The 20,080-nt window shown below is 36.8% G+C and carries 13 protein-coding genes and 1 tRNA gene; 8 read left to right on the top strand and 6 right to left on the bottom strand.

Annotated elements, in window-relative coordinates:
* Positions 1-239: 239 nt before the first annotated feature.
* Positions 240-314 (bottom strand) — tRNA-Glu (locus tag ACFIJS_RS03265).
* Positions 315-1,538: 1,224 nt separating this feature from the next.
* On the opposite strand from ACFIJS_RS03265, the gene ACFIJS_RS03270 reads away from it, so the two are divergent.
* On the top strand, positions 1,539-2,855 hold the full coding sequence (locus tag ACFIJS_RS03270; RefSeq protein ID WP_375649897.1) for a homoserine dehydrogenase: 1,317 nt from the start codon (positions 1,539-1,541) through the stop codon (positions 2,853-2,855).
* Positions 2,856-2,999: 144 nt separating this feature from the next.
* The gene (glpX, locus tag ACFIJS_RS03275) at positions 3,000-3,986 is read left to right on the top strand and encodes a class II fructose-bisphosphatase (protein WP_375649900.1); all 987 of its coding nucleotides are present in this window, start codon (positions 3,000-3,002) and stop codon (positions 3,984-3,986) included.
* A gap of 102 nt (positions 3,987-4,088) precedes the next feature.
* On the opposite strand, the gene ACFIJS_RS03280 is transcribed toward glpX, so the two are convergent.
* Complete coding sequence (locus ACFIJS_RS03280) at positions 4,089-5,195, bottom strand: branched-chain amino acid aminotransferase (protein ID WP_375649902.1); 1,107 nt, start codon at positions 5,193-5,195, stop codon at positions 4,089-4,091.
* Positions 5,196-5,500: 305 nt separating this feature from the next.
* Here ACFIJS_RS03280 and ACFIJS_RS03285 point away from each other — a divergent pair, with 305 nt between their 5' ends.
* A complete protein-coding gene (locus tag ACFIJS_RS03285) occupies positions 5,501-5,773 on the top strand; it encodes a hypothetical protein (RefSeq protein WP_375649904.1) in 273 nt (90 codons plus the stop codon).
* Between the two features lie 179 nt (positions 5,774-5,952).
* Here ACFIJS_RS03285 and ACFIJS_RS03290 read toward each other — a convergent pair whose 3' ends face one another.
* The 3 genes from ACFIJS_RS03290 to ACFIJS_RS03300 form a co-directional block, all read right to left on the bottom strand.
* The gene (locus tag ACFIJS_RS03290; protein WP_375649907.1) at positions 5,953-8,469 is read right to left on the bottom strand and encodes an SPOR domain-containing protein; all 2,517 of its coding nucleotides are present in this window, start codon (positions 8,467-8,469) and stop codon (positions 5,953-5,955) included.
* Between the two features lie 151 nt (positions 8,470-8,620).
* Positions 8,621-10,378, bottom strand: coding sequence for an arginine--tRNA ligase (gene argS, locus ACFIJS_RS03295; RefSeq protein WP_375649909.1), 1,758 nt, complete (start codon positions 10,376-10,378; stop codon positions 8,621-8,623).
* A 30-nt stretch (positions 10,379-10,408) separates the two neighbouring features.
* On the bottom strand, positions 10,409-11,611 hold the full coding sequence (locus tag ACFIJS_RS03300; RefSeq protein ID WP_375649911.1) for a deoxyguanosinetriphosphate triphosphohydrolase: 1,203 nt from the start codon (positions 11,609-11,611) through the stop codon (positions 10,409-10,411).
* Between the two features lie 108 nt (positions 11,612-11,719).
* On the opposite strand from ACFIJS_RS03300, the gene ACFIJS_RS03305 reads away from it, so the two are divergent.
* The 5 genes from ACFIJS_RS03305 to glmS all read left to right on the top strand — a co-directional run bounded on the left by ACFIJS_RS03305 (position 11,720) and on the right by glmS (position 17,264).
* A complete protein-coding gene (locus ACFIJS_RS03305) occupies positions 11,720-12,043 on the top strand; it encodes a HesB/IscA family protein (RefSeq protein WP_375649914.1) in 324 nt (107 codons plus the stop codon).
* 39 nt (positions 12,044-12,082) lie between these two features.
* Positions 12,083-13,072, top strand: coding sequence for a carboxypeptidase regulatory-like domain-containing protein (locus ACFIJS_RS03310; protein WP_375649988.1), 990 nt, complete (start codon positions 12,083-12,085; stop codon positions 13,070-13,072).
* A 46-nt stretch (positions 13,073-13,118) separates the two neighbouring features.
* Complete coding sequence (locus ACFIJS_RS03315) at positions 13,119-13,904, top strand: cytochrome c biogenesis CcdA family protein (RefSeq protein WP_375649916.1); 786 nt, start codon at positions 13,119-13,121, stop codon at positions 13,902-13,904.
* Positions 13,905-13,918: 14 nt separating this feature from the next.
* Positions 13,919-15,268: a bifunctional UDP-N-acetylglucosamine diphosphorylase/glucosamine-1-phosphate N-acetyltransferase GlmU gene (gene glmU, locus ACFIJS_RS03320; protein WP_375649918.1), complete on the top strand. Its 1,350-nt coding sequence runs from the start codon at positions 13,919-13,921 to the stop codon at positions 15,266-15,268.
* A gap of 172 nt (positions 15,269-15,440) precedes the next feature.
* Positions 15,441-17,264 (top strand): glutamine--fructose-6-phosphate transaminase (isomerizing), encoded by a 1,824-nt coding sequence (gene glmS, locus ACFIJS_RS03325; protein ID WP_375649921.1) that lies wholly within the window; start codon positions 15,441-15,443, stop codon positions 17,262-17,264.
* A 383-nt stretch (positions 17,265-17,647) separates the two neighbouring features.
* Here glmS and recG read toward each other — a convergent pair whose 3' ends face one another.
* Positions 17,648-19,756 carry an ATP-dependent DNA helicase RecG gene (recG, locus tag ACFIJS_RS03330; protein WP_375649923.1) on the bottom strand — a complete coding sequence of 703 codons (2,109 nt, stop codon included), beginning with the start codon at positions 19,754-19,756 and terminating at the stop codon, positions 17,648-17,650.
* Between the last annotated feature and the right edge of the window lie 324 nt (positions 19,757-20,080).

The raw sequence follows: 20,080 nt of genomic DNA on the forward strand, positions 1-20,080 counted from the left end.
ACCGTATCGCGAGCTAGAACCCTCTAATTTTTATATTTTATCGATTTTTATTGTTATTAACTGTACGCAGTAAAGCACTATCCTCGAAATGCAACAAAGAAATTAACCACCTAATAATTCTTGTATCCTTTTTACGAAGAGATTCCTTTTAAAATCTTATTCCCTCATTTTTATTTATGCATCCCTCATTTTTAAAAACACAAATAAAATGAATATATTACACATAGAAAAAAGGCTAATGGTACGCCCAAGGGGAATCGAACCCCTGTTTCCGCCGTGAAAGGGCGATGTCCTAACCGCTAGACGATGGGCGCAAACCAATGATGAGGCTTATAGAGAGGATTGTTTTACTTCGCAAGCCCTCTATGTCGTTTTTTTTGAAAAAAGTGTGTTTTATTGAATAATTTTTGAGCGATTCCTGTTTGGATTGTTTCTTTTCAGTTTGAGTAGTAGGCAAAAATGATCAAAAAAGCATTTTACATTTTAAATGTATTTATTTTTTGCATATTTTATCGTTTGTTATCTTTGCTTGCACATGAGAATATTATTTAACTTTCTTGAAGAGCCTTTATAAAGAAGATTTCTCATTTGAGCTTATCATAAAGCAAAAACTGTATAATTTATGAAGTAGAAAGAAAATATTTATTATAAAATTAACATATAATACATATATTCTTTCATTTTAACAAAACATAAAAATATATCTGTATGATAAAAAGAAAATATTAAAGTAATTTTTATATAATATATTAAAAAAATTTTCTTATCTTTAATTTTACATGTCTGTAAACAATTTAAAATTAAAAAAACCTTCATTTTTTCTCGCACATATTGAGAAGGTTCTTTATCTGAAAATGAATTAGCGTGGGTAAAGGGCAGATTGAGGTTTTTGTCATTTCAATTTGCTAGTTTTTTGAAGGGGTGGCAATAAGTTGAGGTAAAATATTCGAATTTTGCAAATTTATTGTCCATATTTATAATGTTTCAGAATTATGGTGTGCACATATTAAGTCTTGTTTTTTACTTTAAATGTAAGATTCTATTTTGATAGATGGTGCGTTAAGATTTTTTCATTAAAGATTTATAGTTCAAGCTATGGAATGGTAGGAAGGAATGTGGTATTATTTACTGATCTACTTTATTTTATCCATTCTCTTAATTTATCATATGAAAGAATGTTTTTTGTTCAATACTTGTTGATTTAGAAGAGATGTTTTTATTTTTTCTTACCAAGTTTTCAATATTCTTTAACTTGTTATTGATTACTTTTTAGAACTTTTTTATGGCAACTTGTATTTATTATTTTTACAGATTTTCATTCTGAATTAGATCTTTTATAAAGATTCTAAACTCTTTGAAGACAATAAATATTATATTTTCAGGAATGTTGATTGAACAAGCGGGAATAATTCTATTGGAGAAAATGAAGTGAATAGAGTGGGGTATTTCTTTTGTTCTTATGGATGTAAGTATTCTTTGTGTTGAGTAGCAAATCATTTAAACGATTTTTCAGTGAAGATAGGGATCAGTGGTTAATAATGGCAGAAGCTTTAAAAGTTGGTATTGCGGGACTTGGTACGGTTGGTACTTCAGTTGTTCGAGCTCTATGTGAAAAAGCGAATAGTTTAGCTTGTCAATGTGGGCGATTCATCAAAGTTGTTGCTGTTAGTGCGCGCGATAAAAGCCGTAATCGTGGAATTGATCTCAGTGATATAAAATGGTTTGATTCACCTGTGGAGTTGGCTGCTTCTGATGAGATTGATGTTTTTGTAGAGTTAATTGGTGGTAAATTGGATGTGGTGTATACCGCTGTTAAGAGAGCGCTTGAGGCAGGACATCATGTTGTAACAGCCAATAAAGCTCTTCTTGCTCGACATGGAGTAGAGCTGGCTATAATTGCAGAAAAAAAAGGTGTTTTTCTTCATTTTGAAGCAGCTGTTGCAGGGGGAATTCCTGTCATCAAAGCGATGAGAGAATCACTTGCCAGTAATTACATATCGCGAATTTATGGTATTCTCAATGGAACCTGTAATTATATATTAACACGCATGTTTACGGAAGGTCTTTCATTTAAAGATTGTTTAGCAGATGCGCAGAGACTGGGGTATGCTGAAGCAGATCCAACTTTTGATATTGAGGGAAATGATACTGCTCATAAATTAGCTTTGTTGACAAGCTTGGCATTTGGAACAGCTGTTTCGTTAGATGATGTTTATGTTGAAGGAATTCGTAATATTTCGCAAATTGATATTCGTGCAGCTGATGAGTTGGGGTATCGGATTAAGCTTTTAGGGGTTGCATTAAAAACGGATTCTGGAATAGAGCAACGCGTTCATCCAACAATGGTACCAACATCCTCAATGATTGCACAGATAAATGGCGTAACCAATGCTCTTTCTATTCAAAGTGATTTATTAGGTGAATTACTGTTTTCTGGTCCTGGCGCCGGAGGAATGGCAACAGCATCAGCCGTTATTGGTGATTTGGCTGATATAGCAAAAGCGCGTTCTGGTTTTCAGTATGCACCTGTTTTAAGATGTCCAGCATTAGAACTTTCTCCTCATAAAAAAGCACGTATTTCGCATCATGCAGGTGGTTATTTTATTCGTTTAAATGTTCATGATCGTACTGGTGTTTTTGCCGCGGTAGCAAGGCATATGGCTGATAATCACATTTCATTGGAATCGATTGTTCAAAGATCTTTTGTAGAAGATCAAATTGAAAAAACAATTATTTTAATTACGCATGAAACAACAGAGGCGAATGTACGACAGGCACTTGCAGAAATTGAAAAAGATGGACATCTTGTTGCAAAATCTCAATTTATTCGTATTGAACCGATGGTAGAGAATTGATAACTTATCTTGATAATGACAAAAAGGTAAGCTTGAGTTTTTTTATCTTTTGTGGAAAATTTTCATCTTTGCCAAAAACTTTATTCTTAGTATTTAATAAGGATTCATATTTTTTCTGGTATTCATTCGGTAGGATTCTTTCATATGCCCACAACTCAGAAGATTTTAAATGGACTTGATCGTATTTTGACGCTTGAATTGGTACGTGTTACTGAACGTGCTGCTGTTGCTGCTGCACGCTGGCGCGGACGTGGCGATGAAAAAGCTGCGGATCAGGCTGCTGTCGATGCAATGCGACAGGAACTTAATCGATTGCCTATTGATGGTACAGTGGTGATTGGTGAAGGTGAGCGGGATAAAGCGCCTATGCTTTATATTGGAGAAAAAGTAGGTCTTCAAAGTGGATTGGCAATCGATATTGCACTTGATCCACTAGAGGGAACAACACTTTGTGCTAAAAATATTGCCAATTCTTTGGCAGTAGTTGCAATTGCTGAAAAGGGTAATCTCCTTTACGCTCCTGATGTTTATATGGAAAAAATTGCTATTGGTCCTGGTTATCCAAAGGGAGTAGTAGATATAGATGCTTGTCCTACCGATAATATCCATTCTCTTGCGAAGGCTAAAGGAGTGGCTGTTAATCAGATTGTTGTTTGTATTATGGATAGACCTCGTCATGAAAAATTGGTTAATGAAGTACGAGCGACAGGGGCATCGATTCGCTTGATTGGGGATGGAGATGTTGCTGCTGTTATTGATACAACTGATCCAGAAGAAACAGGTATTGATATCTATATGGGGATTGGTGGAGCACCTGAAGGTGTTTTAGCTTCTGCTGCTTTGTGCTGCATTGGAGGACAGATGCAAGGTCGTTTGCTGCTTGATACAGAAGAGAAAATTGCTCGTGCAGCTAAAATGGGGATTAGTGATCCCAATAAAGCTTATACAATGGAAGAAATGGCAAAGGGTGATGTTTTGTTTTCAGCAACAGGAGTGACAGATGGCAATATGCTTTCTGGTGTTAAATTTACATCTCGTTACATTCAAACGGAAACTCTCGTAATGCGCTCCCATACAGGTACAGTCCGTAATATTAAAGCACGGCATAGAGATCATTCAAAATTTGATTAACGTTTTCTTTTTTTATCACTGAAAATAGAGGGAGTTTTTTTAGGGAATACGCTTCCATGAATCTACTTTCATGGAAGCGTTTATAGATATGAGAATACCTTATTATGAGAGTTGAACAGAATGCACCCAGCCATGGGTGTCTTCTTTATTGCCTTTTTGAAGATCAACGAGCTGTGTGCGAAGTTGTCTTGTAACTTCTCCAACTGTTTCATTTCCGATAATAAATTCACCATCTTTGTATTTGAAACGACCGATTGATGTGATAACAGCGGCTGTACCACAAGCAAAGACTTCCCTAAGGTGACCACTTCTTGCATCTTCCTTGAGCGATTCAAAAGAATAAGGGCGCTCTTCTATTTTTAATCCCATTTGTTGAGCTAACCTTAAGATTGAATCACGGGTTATTCCTGGAAGAATAGTGCCGTTAAGTGGAGGGGTTATAAGTGTATTATCTGCCATAATAAAGCAGACATTCATACCACCAAGTTCTTCAATCCATTTATGTTCAACCATATCAAGGAAGAGTACTTGGTTACAATTATTTTGCGTTGCACACTTTTGTGCCAGTAAGCTTGCTGCATAGTTTCCGCCACATTTTGCAGCGCCTGTGCCCCCTGGACCAGCACGGCTATAATCTGTTTCAATCCAGACGCTGACAGATTTTTCTTCTCCTTTGAAATATGATTCAACAGGTGAAGCGATGATGCAGAAAATATATTCTTCAGAAGGGCGAACTCCCAAAAAATTTTCATTACCAAACATAAATGGACGTATGTAGAGACTCGCATTAGGATGATCAGAAACCCATTTTTGATCAATTTTTACTAATTGATGAACGGCATCCAGAAAAATATCTTTTGGCAATTCTGGCATAGCTAAACGTTGTGCTGATTCTATAAAGCGTTGTGCATTGGCATCAGGACGGAAGAGCAAGATGCGCCCATCTTTTGCACGATATGCTTTTAAACCCTCAAAAATTTCCTGTCCGTAATGTAAAACGGTACTTGCAGGGTTAATTTCTAAAGCTTTATATTGAGAAATGATGGCATTATGCCAGCCTTTGTCTTCAGTCCATTGAATAGTACACATGTGGTCTGTAAAAAATTGACCAAAACCGGGACTTTTTAAAATTTCTTCACATCTTTCTTCTGACAGAGGAGATGGGTGTTTTTCTATTTTAAAGGGAAGCGATGATATGGGAGATTTCATAAAAAACCTTTTGAGTATGTTTCATTTTTATTAATAAAAATAATGAGATATTTTAATCACAACTCTATTATTAACAAAACCTTTGTGTCAATGTTTTATTATAGAACACAAAGAGGCTTATTATAGAATTCAAAGGTTATGGTAGATGTTTTAATTCTATTCTCGCTTCTTTTTCTCAACTTTATAAAGTACGCTGGAACTTTTTTCTATAATTATCGTTTTCTCAAAATAAGTATCTGAATAATTTTATATATGCATATTTTCTAGAAATTTAAAGGTAAGGGAATTGAGAAAAGGAATCCACTATGATTGATAAAAATTATCACACATACGAAAAACGTATGGCTGCAGAAAGAAGAGATCGTGAACAACGTGTTTCAATTGCTAAGGGTATTTTTGCTATTCTTCTTGCGGTCGTTATTATCTGGTTTATTTTTGGTTTTTTAGGATCTTTTTTTGCAAAATCTCCTGAACATAGTTCGCGTTATAATACTCCAGAAACAAGCCAAAGCGTAACAACACCTAAAAAAGATTTAAATTCGCTCCCTTCTGTACCTTATACTTATAAGGGTACGTAGTGATTTTTTTATAAATCTAATCTTTTAGATAGGGTGAAAATCGACGTAGATTAAAGAATAAAGTCAGCACAAAAACATAAAAAAGATTGGATGATTTTAAGCTCTGAAGTTTTTGATAAGTAATTAAATGGTATGGAAGTAAATAATGCAACGGTTTTAATAACTGTTGCATTATTGGTTTAGCGTGTGATGAAGCAACTTCCTCCAGAATTCTTTATATCTTCACAAAGATTTATGGCTTCATTACGGTTTTGCGTTTGAATCCGAACACGGTAATAAGTACCTTTTCCTGGTATAAAAGCAGGTTGAATATTTAAAGAACGGGCACCGATAAGGAATCCAAATTTAGATTTCATATTTTTTAAAGAACTTCTAGCTAGCTCATGCGTTGGTTGAGATGCAAGTTGTACGTAATAACTATCTGAATTTTGCGCTGCGACTCTGTTTGGTGATGTGAGGCGAGACGCGGCGAGTGTTTCAACTTCTGTATTTCTTTCTGCATGAGAAGGAATAGGGATAAATTTTTCTTCAATATTTGAGCTAGAAGTATTTTCTGCGATTATTTTATCAATATTATTTTTGAGATCATGGTCTATTTCTGGATTGTTTATATCAGAATCATGCGACGAAACAAAGGACGAATCTTGAAGTTCATTAGGAGTTTGATCAATGCTTTCTTCAGATTGAGCAGCAGTTTTACTCTTTGTTTGATGCACGGGAGCTAGTGTAACTGTACCATCTTGATTTACAATAACAGTTTGTACTTCTTGCGTGGGAATAGTATGATTTATGGCTTCTGTAATGGCATCTTCAACATCAGATTCATTTAAAGAAGAAAATGAAACGTTTGAAGATTCTTCAGGATTTAATTCTTTTAAATTTTTAGGTTGTTCAGAGTTATCAATAAGAAATTGTTGTGTATTTTCTTGTTTCTCATTTTGTTCAATTGTTTGTTTATAAATATCTAAATTATGTGCAACATCACTTTTTGTTTCAGTTGTTTCTGATTTGAATTTAAAAGGCGTATTATCAGCGTAGATAATGACCGTTTCTTCATTTTTTTGCGATGGCATAAAAAAGTGAGAATAACCAGCAAACCCAATTCCTATTAAAATAAGTATAAAAATACCTTTAATGAAAGTTTTACCAAAAATAAAACTTTTTAAGGGAGGAGGAGCTGATGGATGCGTGGGAACCTCATCTGAGCTTGTGGATGATGAATTCTTGCTAAAAGAAGGAAAATTATATTCCATATTGGCAGAAGAAAAATAGTCGGAATTTTGTTCTTTAGAGTTTATATAAACACCTTCTTTTGAATTTTGCATAGACTGATGAAAAATTTCACTAAAAACCTCATTTTTCTGTTGTTTTTGAGAAAAATTATCCGTTAGGACATTTCCTATATTGAGTACATCAGCAAATTCTTCTTCTAAACCACCACTAGTTGGCACATCATATTCTGGCGCTTCATACGGGACTTCTGGAACCATAATAGGGCCAGTTTTTTCTACGATTTCCTCTGAAAATTTATAAGTATCAACATTGGGAGGGGGAGTATCTCTGTGCGTGTAGTTATGGGCAAGAAAGCCATCCGTTTGTTTTGTATTCAAAGAGACTGATGAGGAAAGAAACTCATCTGAATTATTTTCATTATGTGAAATTTCTCTATTTGGGTTAGAGACACCTTCGTTGTTATTGATGTATTGGGCTTGAGCCTCATTATGTCTTGGAACTTTTTCGCTATAAGTTTCTTCTTGTGAGGGATTTTCTTCAAAAAAATGGGGATAATTGGTTGTATGATCTTCTTGTGAAGCCCCCTTTAAATAAGATTGTTTATCAACTAGTGGAGAATCCAAAGGTGAGGAGAAGGTACTTTTTGTTTGATTTCTTGCAGTGTTTTGTCTTTGTGACACAAGGTTAGAAGATGAGAAAAATTCGTTTTCCTCTGTAGAAGAGGAGACATCAGGATAATCTTTTTTAATCCAATTTTCTTGATCAGCTGAAATTTTATAGGGATGGTTTATAGGAGTGTCGTAGAGGTTTTGATGGTCATCATAAGTTTGTTGTATATCTGCAGTTTTAGGCTGTTGTGAATTTGTTTGTGAAAAACGATTGGTTTGTTCAAAAGATTCTGGAATCTTTCTCTTATTTTCGTGCTTTTCAGATTTATCAAAAAAGAAATTTTTTGATTCTGATTGTGAAATAAGGTTACTTTTCTCAAGAAAAGGATTAGCACTGGTTGCTGTTGTTTTCTGTTGAGGTGATTGATTTTTTGGGATTGGTAATGGAGAAAGCGCATCTAAAATTTGTTCTTCATCATGACTGCTAGATGAAGAATATTTCTCTTCAGATAAATTATTTTGTTTTGAATGGTTGAAAGAAGCAGCTTGTGCAATATCTGAGGCTGTTGCGTTGCTGGTTGCATGCAAGTCCCATTGTTTTTTTTGATCATCAAACGGTAAGTCATGTGCTAAATTATTTTCAAGTTCCTCTTCTAGAAAGGACAAATCAAAATCATCATCATGGGATGATGTTTCGGGGTGAGATGTTGGTCGATCTGTCTGTAAAGAAGATTGCTCATTTTGGTTTCCGCTTTGTTTGTGCGGATTAAAAATGCGTGTAAGCCTTTCCACAGGATCATGGTGTTCATGATCGTGTGTCGTTTCGTATAGATTCTTGCGATCGTTATCGCTCATAGCTTTTCTCACATGGTGATTTGCATCTACGTGCAATCAATGGTTGATTTTGATTTGTTATATTAAAACTATAAATTTTCCCCCTCTCATGCAAGGATACATGAAAAAGTTTATCAATAGAGTACCTATTGTATGTATTTATAGAACTTTTTCAACGCATTTCTATTGGTGCTTCGACTCCTATGATGGTAAGTCCTGATGATAAAATATTGATAACAGCTTGTATCAACCCCAATCTTGCAAAGGATAACTCTTTATCATCAGGTTGAATAAAGCGTAAATTGAGACTTTCACTCCCTTTATTCCAATGGGTGTGAAAGCTGGAGGCAAGGTCATAAAGATAAAACGCTAATCGATGCGGTTCTTTATGAACTACGGCCTGTTCAATGATACGTGGATATTCAGAAAGTTTGCGTATTAACAATATTTCATGGTCATCTGTTAATCGATGAAGATGGGCGGTTAATGTATCATTTGAAAAGCTTTTAATATGAAGCGCTTCTTGTGCTTGACGAAAGACTGAGTGACAACGTGCACTTGCATATTGTACGTAAAAGATGGGGTTATCTTTTGATTGTTCTGTTACTTTTGCAAAATCAAAATCAAGAGGTGCTTCACACTTACGATATAGCATCATAAAACGCACAGGGTCACGCCCAACCTCTTCGATAACATCCCGTAGAGTGACAAAAGATCCTGCTCTTTTTGACATCCGTACAGGATGACCGTTGCGAAAAAGTTTTACCAATTGACACAAAAAGACGCTTAATTTAGCTTTATCCCCAGAAATTGCTTTTGCCATTGCCTCTAGCCGCTTTACATAGCCAGCATGGTCTGCGCCTAGAATATAAATCATTTCATCAAAATGACGATTAAATTTATCCCGAAAATAAGCAACATCAGCAGCAAAATAAGTGTAAGAACCGTCAGATTTGACTAAAACACGGTCTTGGTCATCACCGACATTTGTTGAACGGAACAAAGTTTGTTCGCTTGGTTCCCAGTCTTCTGTATTTTGTCCCTTGGGAGGGGGAAGTTTTCCTTTGTAGATATAACCCTTTAAAGTGAGGTCGTTGATGGTGTTACGAATGGCGCGTGCATTATCTGCATAAAGCATTCGCTCAGAGAAAAAGATATCATGATAAATATTAAGAGTAGCCAAATCTTTGCGAATCATGGACATCATTGCATGAATTGCACGTTCTTTCACAAGAGATAAGGCTTCATCTTTATTCATCGTGAGGAGTTGGTCACCAAACTCTTGAGCAAGCGATTGACCCAATGGTATCAAGTATTCTCCAGGATAGAGTCCTTCTGGAATTTCATTAATTTCTTGCCCAAGAGCCTCACGATAGCGCAATAGTACAGAGTGGGCGAGGACTTCGATTTGTTGACCGGCATCATTGATATAATATTCTTTCGTAATGTTATAGCCCGTAAATTGCAGCAAATTGGAGAGAACATCCCCAACAACCGCTCCACGGCAGTGTCCTACATGCATTGGCCCTGTCGGATTTGCTGAGACATATTCAACATTGACGCGTTTTCCTTGTCCCATTGGAATACGACCATAAGAAGTGCCTAATTCAAGCATGGATTTTATAGCATCTTGCCAAAATAATTTTGTAAGCTTTATGTTTATAAAACCAGGACCGGCAACATCTATATTTTCGATAGAAGAATCATTTTTAAGAAGTTCTATGATTTTATCTGCAAGTGCACGTGGATTGATTCCAATAGATTTTGCAAGCACCATAGCAGCATTGGTTGATAAATGACCATGGGAGGAATCACGCGGAGGATCAACAGTGATTTTTGATAAATCTAGATCTTCTCCATTTTTTCCTTTTATATCAGATAATTCAATTGATCTCTTAATTTTTTTTTCGAAGTTTTTAAAGATATTCATATTTAGCTTCCATGATGATGCCAAAAGCCATTAAACGAAATTATCTGTATGGTCAAATAAACGGTGATATTCACGTAGAGCGTAGTGATCCGTCATGCCTGAAAGAAAGTCAGCAATCAAACGTGCTAATTCTTGATTTTTTAAGTGCACTGTTTTGCTCTGCCAACTTTCAGGCATTGTATTTGGATTTTCATAATAACAATTGAATAATTTTTGTACAATGCATTTTGCTGCATTGCGACGATTAAGAACTTGTTCATGGTAGTAAAGATTTTTAAATAAAAAGTTTTTTAGTTCTTTTTTATAAACGGTCATTGTTGGTGAAAAAGTCACAATAGTTTGTTTTGCTTGGTGAATATCGTTTATGCTTGTTGGTTTGATGCGTGCTAAATTTTCTTGTGATTGTTTGATGACATCTTCAACCATGGTTGTTATTTGTCTTCGTACAAGTGTGTAACCGCGACGCGCGTGGTCGAGGTGAGGATGCTCATCTGTTATATCTTTTAATATTGCTGCTGTTATTGAAACATGTTCAAATTGATCGAGTGTTAAAAATTGCGAACGTAGACCATCATCAATATCATGCGCATTGTATGCGATATCATCTGCAATAGCAGCACATTGCGCTTCTAGTCCTGCAAAACAATCGAGTGCAAGGTCTTGCTTTGCATTGTATCGTAAAATATCGATAGGAACCTCCTTATTTTTCGCGTGAGGACCTAAAAGGGGACCATTATGCTTTACAAGTCCTTCGAGGGTTTCCCATGTCAGGTTAAGTCCATCAAAATTTGCATAGCGCTGTTCTAGTTTTGTGACAATGCGTAATGCTTGTGCATTATGATCAAAGCCGCCATAATGTACCATGGCTTCATTAAGAGCATCTTCTCCAGCATGGCCAAAGGGCGTGTGTCCAAAGTCGTGAACAAGGGCAATGGCTTCGGCAAGGTCTTCATCAAGACACAGGGCACGGGCTAATGTTCTTGCAATTTGAGAAACCTCTATGGAATGGGTTAGGCGAGTACGATAATGATCGCTTTCATCAGCAATAAACACTTGCGTTTTATGTTTAAGACGTCGAAATGCATTAGAATGGATGATACGATCTCTATCTCGTTGAAAAGGTGAGCGTGTGGTGCTCATCGTTTCATGGAATAATCTACCACGGCTTGTTTGTGGATGAGCACTGTACACTGCTCGAGATTGGTAATTGAAGTTGATATTGCCTATATCCATTGCAAGCTGTCCATTATCATCTTAAAATTGAGAGTAGTTTATGACAAATAAACTTCTCTTTGAGTGTGGAATACTCTTTCTTGATGGTTTAATGCAAGGATATATAAAATGAATGTGAAAATTTCAGATGCTGCTGCTAAAAAAATTGCACAGATACTTTTGCGTGAACCCGCTAAAATAGCATTACGTATTTCTGTTGAAGGTGGTGGGTGTTCTGGTTTTTCTTATAAATATGACTTGGTTTCTGAAATGTATGAAGATGACTTCGTTCTCAAAAAAGATGGGGCAGTTGTGTTTATTGATTTACTATCACTCCCTTTCATGGAAGGAGCTGAGATTGATTTTGTTGATGATCTTATGGGGCAGTTTTTTCAAATCCACAATCCCAATGCTGTTTCATCATGTGGTTGTGGTGTGAGTTTTTCAATTTAAAATGATGGCTTTGTGATATTGCTTCTTGAAAAAAATATCATGTTGGTTAACAATGTAAAAATGGGTATTCTTATAAAAATAGTGCACCGATGTGTATGGTTGTGCGTGGTGCTTACTTTATTGACTTGGAGCCACTGTGCTTTTTCTGAAGAAGGAGAAGGGCAAGATCAGCAGCGGGGACAATCAAGGGGTTTTATTGTAAAGTCTCAAGAGCAGGAAAAAGAAAATTTAGCATCTCAAACACAACTCATTTTGAATGCTCGATTAACAAATAGTCATCCGGATATTGAAAAAGGGCTTGTCTGGCGGGTTTATGTCCCTATTCTAGGGATTGATAATAAATTACCATTAGTCGCAATCTATAAGGGGGGAAGTGCGCGTTTTGATCTCGAACCAGGAAGTTATCTTATTCATGTCTCATTTGGTCATATGAGTGCTGTGCGCCATATTCGCCTAGAAAATGGACAGAGTCTTGTGAAAAACTTTAATCTTGAAGCTGGTGGTGTCATTTTAAATGCAACACTGCTCAATGGGTTAATGAATGAAAAGGAATTACGTTTTACCATTTATGAGGATGAAAAAGAAAATGATGATACGGGGGTGATTTTATCAAATATTAAACCCCAATCAGTTGTGCGTTTAAAAGCTGGCCGCTACCATGTTGCTTCCCATTATGGTTCTATTAATGCGACGGTTCGTTCGGATATTCAAGTGGATGCTGGTAAAATGACAGAAGTTACCCTTGAACATCAGGCCGCTCAGATTGTCTTAAAGCTGGTACGACAAGAAGGAGGGGAAGCGCTTGCAGATACAAGTTGGTCTCTTGCCAATGATTCTGGTGATATCGTTTATGAAACAGTTGGTTCTTATGTTTCACTCGTGTTAGCGGAGGGAGAATACATTGCAATTGCTAAAAATAAAGATAAAATTTATCAAAAAGTTTTTTCAGTCGTTTCTGGTTATGATGAAGATATAAGTGTGGTGGCGAATGAACAAAATATGCAACGAATTAATGAAGATATGGATTGATCGTTGTTCATGGGGGTGGACTATGATGAGAGACGGGGTATGAGTTTTGATTGAAATTTCAACGGTTGGTGTATTTTTTGCTGGGGCACTCTCTTTTTTGTCGCCTTGTGTTTTGCCGTTAGTTCCTCCTTATTTGTGCTATATGGCAGGTATTGGTATTGATGATTTTCGTTCAGAAAATTGTGATGAGAAAGTCTTTATACGGTGGGCTTTATTGTCTTCTGTTATTGCTTTTGTTCTTGGGTTTACGACTGTTTTTGTTGCTTTAGGTGCCAGTGCTAGCACAATTGGGAAATTCATTGGTTATTATCGTGATTGGTTTGCCCTTGCTGCTGGAATTGTCATTATTATTTTTGGTTTAAATTTTTTGGGAATTTTCAAGATCGCTTTTTTATTTCGTGAAGCGCGTTTTCAGACCCCAAAAACACCTTCTGGCCCTTTAGGCGCGTATATTATTGGTTTAGCTTTTGCCTTTGGTTGGACACCGTGTATTGGCCCCATTTTAGGTCCTATTATAACGCTTGCTGGAACAAAAGAAACTGTGGGAGAGGGAGCTGTTTTATTAGCGGTTTATGCATTAGGTCTTGCTATTCCTTTTATGTTGGCAGCTGTATTTTCGAGCAGTTTTATGCGATTTTTAAGAGCTTTTCGTATTCATTTAGGAAAAGTTAAAAAAATTATTGGTGTTTTTCTTATTCTTACAGGGATTTTGTTTTTAACAGGCTCTATGCAGGATCTCTCATTTTGGCTTTTAGAACATTATCCTTCGTTAAGTTATATTGAAGATATTCATTGGCACGATATTATGAATTTTTTTGGATTTTCTCGTTAGTCTTATGTGTTTTTATGGTTAGAAGTTGTCTTTCTATTGTTCTTGCCGCAGGTGAGGGGACGCGCATGAAATCGTCTCTGCCTAAGGTGCTTCATAAAATTGCTGGATTGCCTCTTATATGCCATGTTCTAAAACAAATAGAATTGGCAGGCTCTTCGCAATTAGCAGTCGTTGTGGGATTTGGTGCTAAGGAGGTTACGCACGTTGTTCAGTCATTTGTAAAAGATGTGATGATTTTTGAACAAAATGAGCGTTTAGGAACAGCTCATGCTGTTTTGTCTGCTCGTTCAGCTTTGCAAAAGGAAGTGGATGATGTTCTTATTGTTTTTGGGGATACGCCTCTCATTCAGCAAGATTCATTACACCAAATGCGTGTACAGCTTGCTGATGGAGCAGATGTTGTTTTTGCAGGTTTTTATACCCAAGATCCAACAGGTTATGGGCGTCTTCTCGAGAAAAATGGTCAATTGATCGCAATTGTAGAAGAAAAAGACGCTAGCGATGAAGAAAAAAAGATTTCTTTTTGTAACGGTGGAATACTTGCTATGCGTGGAAAACATGCACTTTCTCTTTTAGAGAAGGTTGGTAATAACAATGTGAAAAAAGAATATTACTTAACAGATATTGCTTCTCTTGCAATACGCGAAGGATTAGATGCGCGTGTTGTTGAAGTTCCTTTTGAAGATATTGTAGGAATTAACAACGGTCTTGAGCTTTCTGAGGCTGATTCTTTATGGCAAAAACGTAAAGCGCGCGATTTAATGTTATCGGGTGTTACACTCTTAAAACCAGAAACACTCTATTTTTCGTATGATACAGAAATTGAACCAGGGGTGGTGATAGAACCAAATGTTTATTTTGGATTAAGTGTGAAAGTACAATCTGGTGCTGTTATTCATGCATTTAGTTATCTCGAAGGAGCTGTGGTTGGTAGGGATGCACAGATTGGTCCCTATGCACGTTTGCGTCCTGGAACAGAGTTGGCGAAGTCCGTAAAGATTGGAAATTTTTGCGAAATTAAACAAGCAAAAGTGGGAGAATCTACTAAGATTAATCATTTGAGTTATATTGGCGATGCAGAAATCGGTGCATATAGCAATATTGGAGCTGGTACCATTACTTGCAATTATGATGGTTTTCACAAATATAAAACCATGATTGGTGATCATGCTTTTGTTGGGTCTAATACGGCACTTGTTTCCCCATTGGTAATAGGGGATGGCTCTTATGTTGCTTCAGGAAGTGTTATTACTGAAAATATTCCTATGAACAGTATGGCTTTTGGGCGTGCACGACAGGTTATAAAAGAGGGCTATGCGATAAAATTTCGAGAGCGCTTGTTAGAAAACAAACAGAAAAAATGATTATTTTCAGTCTATTCCTTTGTTTCGTGTTAATCTAACGATGGATAGGATGTTTATTCTTAAAGATTGCCGTACTCCATGTTTGAATTATTTTATTATTTATAGTTTTAAATAAAGGCTGTTGGATTGTTTTATAAGATTTAAACCTTAAGATGTGGGTTGGAGCTTTTTAATGTGTGGAATTATTGGAATTCTTGGAAAGAGGTGCGTTACGTCTTCTTTGGTTGAGGGGTTAAAACGTCTTGAATATAGAGGGTATGATTCATCTGGGGTGGCAACAGTCCATAATGGGCATCTTTATCGTGTACGTGCTGAGGGGAAGCTTGTTCATTTAGAAGAAAAATTAAAAAAAACACCTCTGGAGGGAAGTTTAGGGATTGGTCATACCCGTTGGGCTACGCATGGAATTGCTGTTGAACGCAATGCGCATCCCCATGTGACTGAAAAGCTTGCGATTGTTCATAATGGTATTATTGAAAATTTTGTAGAATTACAAAAGGAACTCATAGAGGATGGTTATATCTTTGAAACAGAGACGGATACGGAAGTTATTGCACATTTAATAACGCGTGCATTAAAAGATGGTCTTTCTCCGAAAGAAGCTATACGTACCAGTTGGAAAAGGCTGCAGGGGGCTTTTTCTATTGCTCTTATTTTCGAAGGTGAAGATAACCTTATGATTGCGGCTCGTTCTGGTCCACCTCTGGCAATTGGTTATGGAAAAGATGAATTTTTTGTGGGGTCAGATGCGATTGCTTTGGCACCATTCGTTGATCATATTAGCTATATGGAAGATGGGGATTGGGCTGTTCTCACACGGGGAGGCGTCACAATTTATGATGTATATAATCAACCGGTAAAACGTCCTGTGACAACATTACTTGAAGAGGCTTTATTGATTTCTAAGGGTAATCATCGTCATTTTATGCATAAGGAAATGTTTGAACAACCTGAAGTGATTTCTCATAATTTGGCGCATTATCTTGATCTTGGAAATTGTGCCGTTCGACCCCTTGAGAATTTGATTGATTGGAAAAATATTCATCGTCTTCTTTTTGCGAGTTGTGGAACGGCTTATTATTCAACCTTAGTTGCGCGCTATTGGTTTGAGAAATTTGCCGCTTTAAGTGTTGATAATGATGTTGCTTCGGAGTTTCGTTATCGTGAACCTCCTATAACGTCTGATGTGTTATCGCTGTTTGTTTCTCAATCTGGTGAGACAGCTGATACATTGGCTTCTTTGCGTTATTGTCGTGAGCGGGGTGTAAAAACAGCAACAATTGTGAATGTAGAGCAATCAACAATGGCGAGGGAGGCTGATTTTATTCTTCCAACACTTGCCGGACCGGAAATAGGTGTTGCTTCAACAAAAGCTTTTACCTGTCAATTGGCAACGCTTGCTTCACTAGCACTTACTGCTGCTAAACAACGTGGCTATCTCTCGGCTCAAATGGAACAGCAATTGGTTCAACAGTTGGCAGAAGTTCCACGTATTTTAAATGAGGTCTTAAAATTAGAGAGCAAAATTGAATGTATTTGTCGTGATTTGGTGAATGCAAAAAGTGTTCTTTATCTGGGACGTGGGACTTCTTATCCGATTGCTTTGGAGGGAGCCCTTAAACTGAAAGAGCTTTCTTATATTCATGCTGAAGGTTATGCGGCGGGTGAGTTGAAGCACGGACCAATTGCTCTGGTGGATGAGACAATACCCGTTATTGTTGTTGCACCTTATGATCGGTGGTTTGAAAAAACTTTTTCTAATATGCAAGAAGTGGTAGCCCGTAATGGTCGTATTATTTTAATAACCGATAAAAAAGGGGCAGAGGTAGCTTGTCTTAAGACGTTATCAACGATCACTTTGCCAGATGTTCCAGAATTTATTGCTCCTATTATTTATGCACTCCCCGTTCAGTTAATTGCTTATCATACGGCTGTTTTATTAGGAACAGATGTCGATCAACCCCGTAATTTAGCAAAATCAGTTACGGTTGAATAAAAGTATATTCTTGAATCTTTTGGAGAATAATCAAGTGTAAGAAATTGATTTATAATGATAGCTTATTTTTCTATTTTTCTCTGTTGAACGAGAATACCGGAGAGAATTTTTTCTTTCTAAATTCTTTACGAAAAAATATTTTCTTACCTGTCCAAAAATAGATCAGCTATGTGGATATAATGGTAAAAAAGACGCAATATTGCTTCTACTGTTTTAATGCAAGAATAATTCAGATTAGAAGAAAAGATGCTATTGTTGGTTTTTTACTCCTTCATGAAGCATAAAGATGGTAAGGGATTGCGTAGATCATTTATGGGTTATTCTAAGAGAGAAAACCGTATTTGAACAGAGAGGTATTTTAATTTTTTATTAGAGGGTCTTTGTTATCCTGCTCGCAAAAGGCGTGTAGCATCATCGTGTCCGAAAAGATAAAGCAGCAAACGTAAAGCTTGTCCTTGCTGAGAAGAAAGATGAGGATCACGTTGTAAAAATAAACGAGCATCTTTTCTTGCCATTGACAAAAGATCGCTATGAACTGCAAGGTTTGCTATATGAAATTCAGGGACTCCGGATTGTTTTGTACCTAAAAGCTCTCCTTCGCCTCGCAGGCGCCAATCTTCTTCAGCGATTTCAAAACCATCTTCTGTATTGCGGATAATACTAAGGCGTGTTGCTGCTGTTTTAGTCAGTGGATCTTTATAGAGCAAAATGCAGGAAGATTTTTTATCGCCTCGTCCTACACGTCCACGTAATTGGTGCAATTGTGAAAGGCCAAAATGTTCCGCGTGTTCGATGATAATGATCGAAGCATCTGGAATATCTACTCCCACTTCAATGACGGTGGTTGCAACTAAAATACGTGTATTTCCACATTTAAAAGATGCTATAGCGGCTTCTTTTTCTGCTGTAGACATTTTTCCATGGATCATACCAACGTGTGCTCCAAAGCGTTCATGGAGAAATGCAAAGCGGTTTTCAATTGAAGTGAGATCAAGAGCTGTCGATTCCTCCACTAAAGGACAAATCCAATAGAGCTTTTCTCCTTTTTCTAATGCAATTGCGATTCGCTCTATAAGTTCATGAAGACGTTTCAAAGAAAGCATTGCTGTTGTAATGGGTTGTCGTCCCATTGGTTTTTCTGTAATTTTAGATACATCCATATCACCAAAAGCTGTTAAGACAAGTGTGCGCGGAATGGGCGTGGCGGTCATAACCAGCATATCAGGTTTATTGCCTTTTTCTGTAAGAGCGATACGTTGATGGACACCAAAACGATGTTGTTCATCTATAATGGTTAAGGCAAGATTGTTATAAGTAATGCTGTTTTGTATGAGAGCATGGGTTCCGATAACAATAGAAACATGACCTGATAGAATATCATTCAAGATATTTGTCCGTAATTTCCCTTTTTCTCGTCCTGTTAAAAGAGTTGTTTGTAATCCGACCTTTTCGGCAAGAGGAGCAATGGTGGCAAAATGTTGCCGAGCAAGCACTTCGGTTGGTGCCATTAAAGCTGATTGTCCTGAATTTTCAGCAATTTGTGCCATTGCCATCAATGCAATAACAGTTTTTCCTGCGCCTACATCACCTTGAAGAAGTCTTAGCATCGGTTCTGGTGAAGCAAGATCATTTGCGATATCTTCTACTGCTTTTTTTTGTCCGGTTGTGAGTTGAAAGGGGAGGACATTAAGCAATTTTTTAGTATACATTCCTGTTGAAGGTCGAGAAGTGCCAACAAGAGATTTGGTTTTCAAACGCACGAGTCCTAGCGCCAATTGACAAGCGAGCAATTCATCATAGGCAAGACGTTTGCGTGCTGTACTTTCTAAGGATAGATCGTCGGGATTAATGGGCGCATGGATACGGCGTAAAGCAACAGAAAAAGAAGAAAAATTTTGCTGCTTTTTCACATTTTCATCTATCCATTCTGGGAGGAGAGGAATAAAATCAAGAGCGTTTTGTATGGCGCGTCTTAGTGTTTTTGCAGCTAGTCCTGCAGTAGAGGGATAGACAGGTTCGATGAGAGGAATCTGGTTTGATTGTTCGCTTGGAGCAATATAGTCGGGATGCGCTATTGAAAATTGCCCATTAAACCATTCAACTTTTCCTGATACAGTGACTTTTTTCCCTTCGGGGAGTTGTTTTTTTAGCCAAAGAGGCTGAGCGTGAAAAAAGACTAAATTTACTTTTCCTGTTTGATCATGGGCAATAACACGATAGGGGATTTTGTTATGACCACGGGGCGGTGGTTGATGTTGATCGATGATAATTTCGAGCGTAACAATGTCTCCTTCTTTTACACAAGCAATGCTGGGACGCATTCTGCGGTCTATGACGGAATGGGGCATTAATTGAAGAAGATCAATAAGGGTTGCTTCGCGTTGTGTAGGATTAACATTTAAAAGTTTGGTCAGTAAACCATAGACTTTGGGTGTAATACCAGAAAGGGTTCGAATAGAATTAAAAAGAGGGATAAGAAGACTTGGAGGCATGAGCAAATTTAACCTGCTCTTTTTGTTTTTTCTAGACCTTTAGAAGAGCTTTTTGGGGATAAAGTCATAAAGAGGAGGTTACTTTATTTACATATTGAATTTTAGGAAGAAAAATTAATATGTAAAGATAAATACAATAAAAGGGTGCAAAAATTAAAGTGCTTAGATAAGGTATATTGTTTTTCTTTTTTTAGGTGTTTATTTGCTGTGAATAGAAGTATTTTCTTGATAGAACTCTCTTATAAATATTAATAAAATTGGGATATTGCTTCTATGTAGGATGATGAATTTATAGCTTTAAAGTTATGATAAACAGAAGTTTTT

The sequence above is a fragment of the Bartonella sp. OT172YNZD genome (assembly GCF_042193725.1).
In the GTDB taxonomy this organism is placed as follows: Bacteria; Pseudomonadota; Alphaproteobacteria; order Rhizobiales; family Rhizobiaceae; genus Bartonella; species Bartonella grahamii_A.

Excerpts from the sequence above, each read along its gene's own strand:
- ACFIJS_RS03300 (WP_375649911.1), bottom strand. The coding sequence starts at position 11,611 with ATGGATATAGGCAATATCAACTTCAATTACCAATCTCGAGCAGTGTAC.
- ACFIJS_RS03305 (WP_375649914.1), top strand. The coding sequence starts at position 11,720 with ATGAATGTGAAAATTTCAGATGCTGCTGCTAAAAAAATTGCACAGATA.
- ACFIJS_RS03280 (WP_375649902.1), bottom strand. The coding sequence starts at position 5,195 with ATGAAATCTCCCATATCATCGCTTCCCTTTAAAATAGAAAAACACCCA.
- glpX (WP_375649900.1), top strand. The coding sequence starts at position 3,000 with ATGCCCACAACTCAGAAGATTTTAAATGGACTTGATCGTATTTTGACG.
- glmS (WP_375649921.1), top strand. The coding sequence starts at position 15,441 with ATGTGTGGAATTATTGGAATTCTTGGAAAGAGGTGCGTTACGTCTTCT.
- glmU (WP_375649918.1), top strand. The coding sequence starts at position 13,919 with ATGGTTAGAAGTTGTCTTTCTATTGTTCTTGCCGCAGGTGAGGGGACG.
- argS (WP_375649909.1), bottom strand. The coding sequence starts at position 10,378 with ATGAATATCTTTAAAAACTTCGAAAAAAAAATTAAGAGATCAATTGAA.
- ACFIJS_RS03285 (WP_375649904.1), top strand. The coding sequence starts at position 5,501 with ATGATTGATAAAAATTATCACACATACGAAAAACGTATGGCTGCAGAA.
- ACFIJS_RS03270 (WP_375649897.1), top strand. The coding sequence starts at position 1,539 with ATGGCAGAAGCTTTAAAAGTTGGTATTGCGGGACTTGGTACGGTTGGT.
- ACFIJS_RS03310 (WP_375649988.1), top strand. The coding sequence starts at position 12,083 with ATGTTGGTTAACAATGTAAAAATGGGTATTCTTATAAAAATAGTGCAC.
- ACFIJS_RS03290 (WP_375649907.1), bottom strand. The coding sequence starts at position 8,469 with ATGAGCGATAACGATCGCAAGAATCTATACGAAACGACACACGATCAT.
- recG (WP_375649923.1), bottom strand. The coding sequence starts at position 19,756 with ATGCCTCCAAGTCTTCTTATCCCTCTTTTTAATTCTATTCGAACCCTT.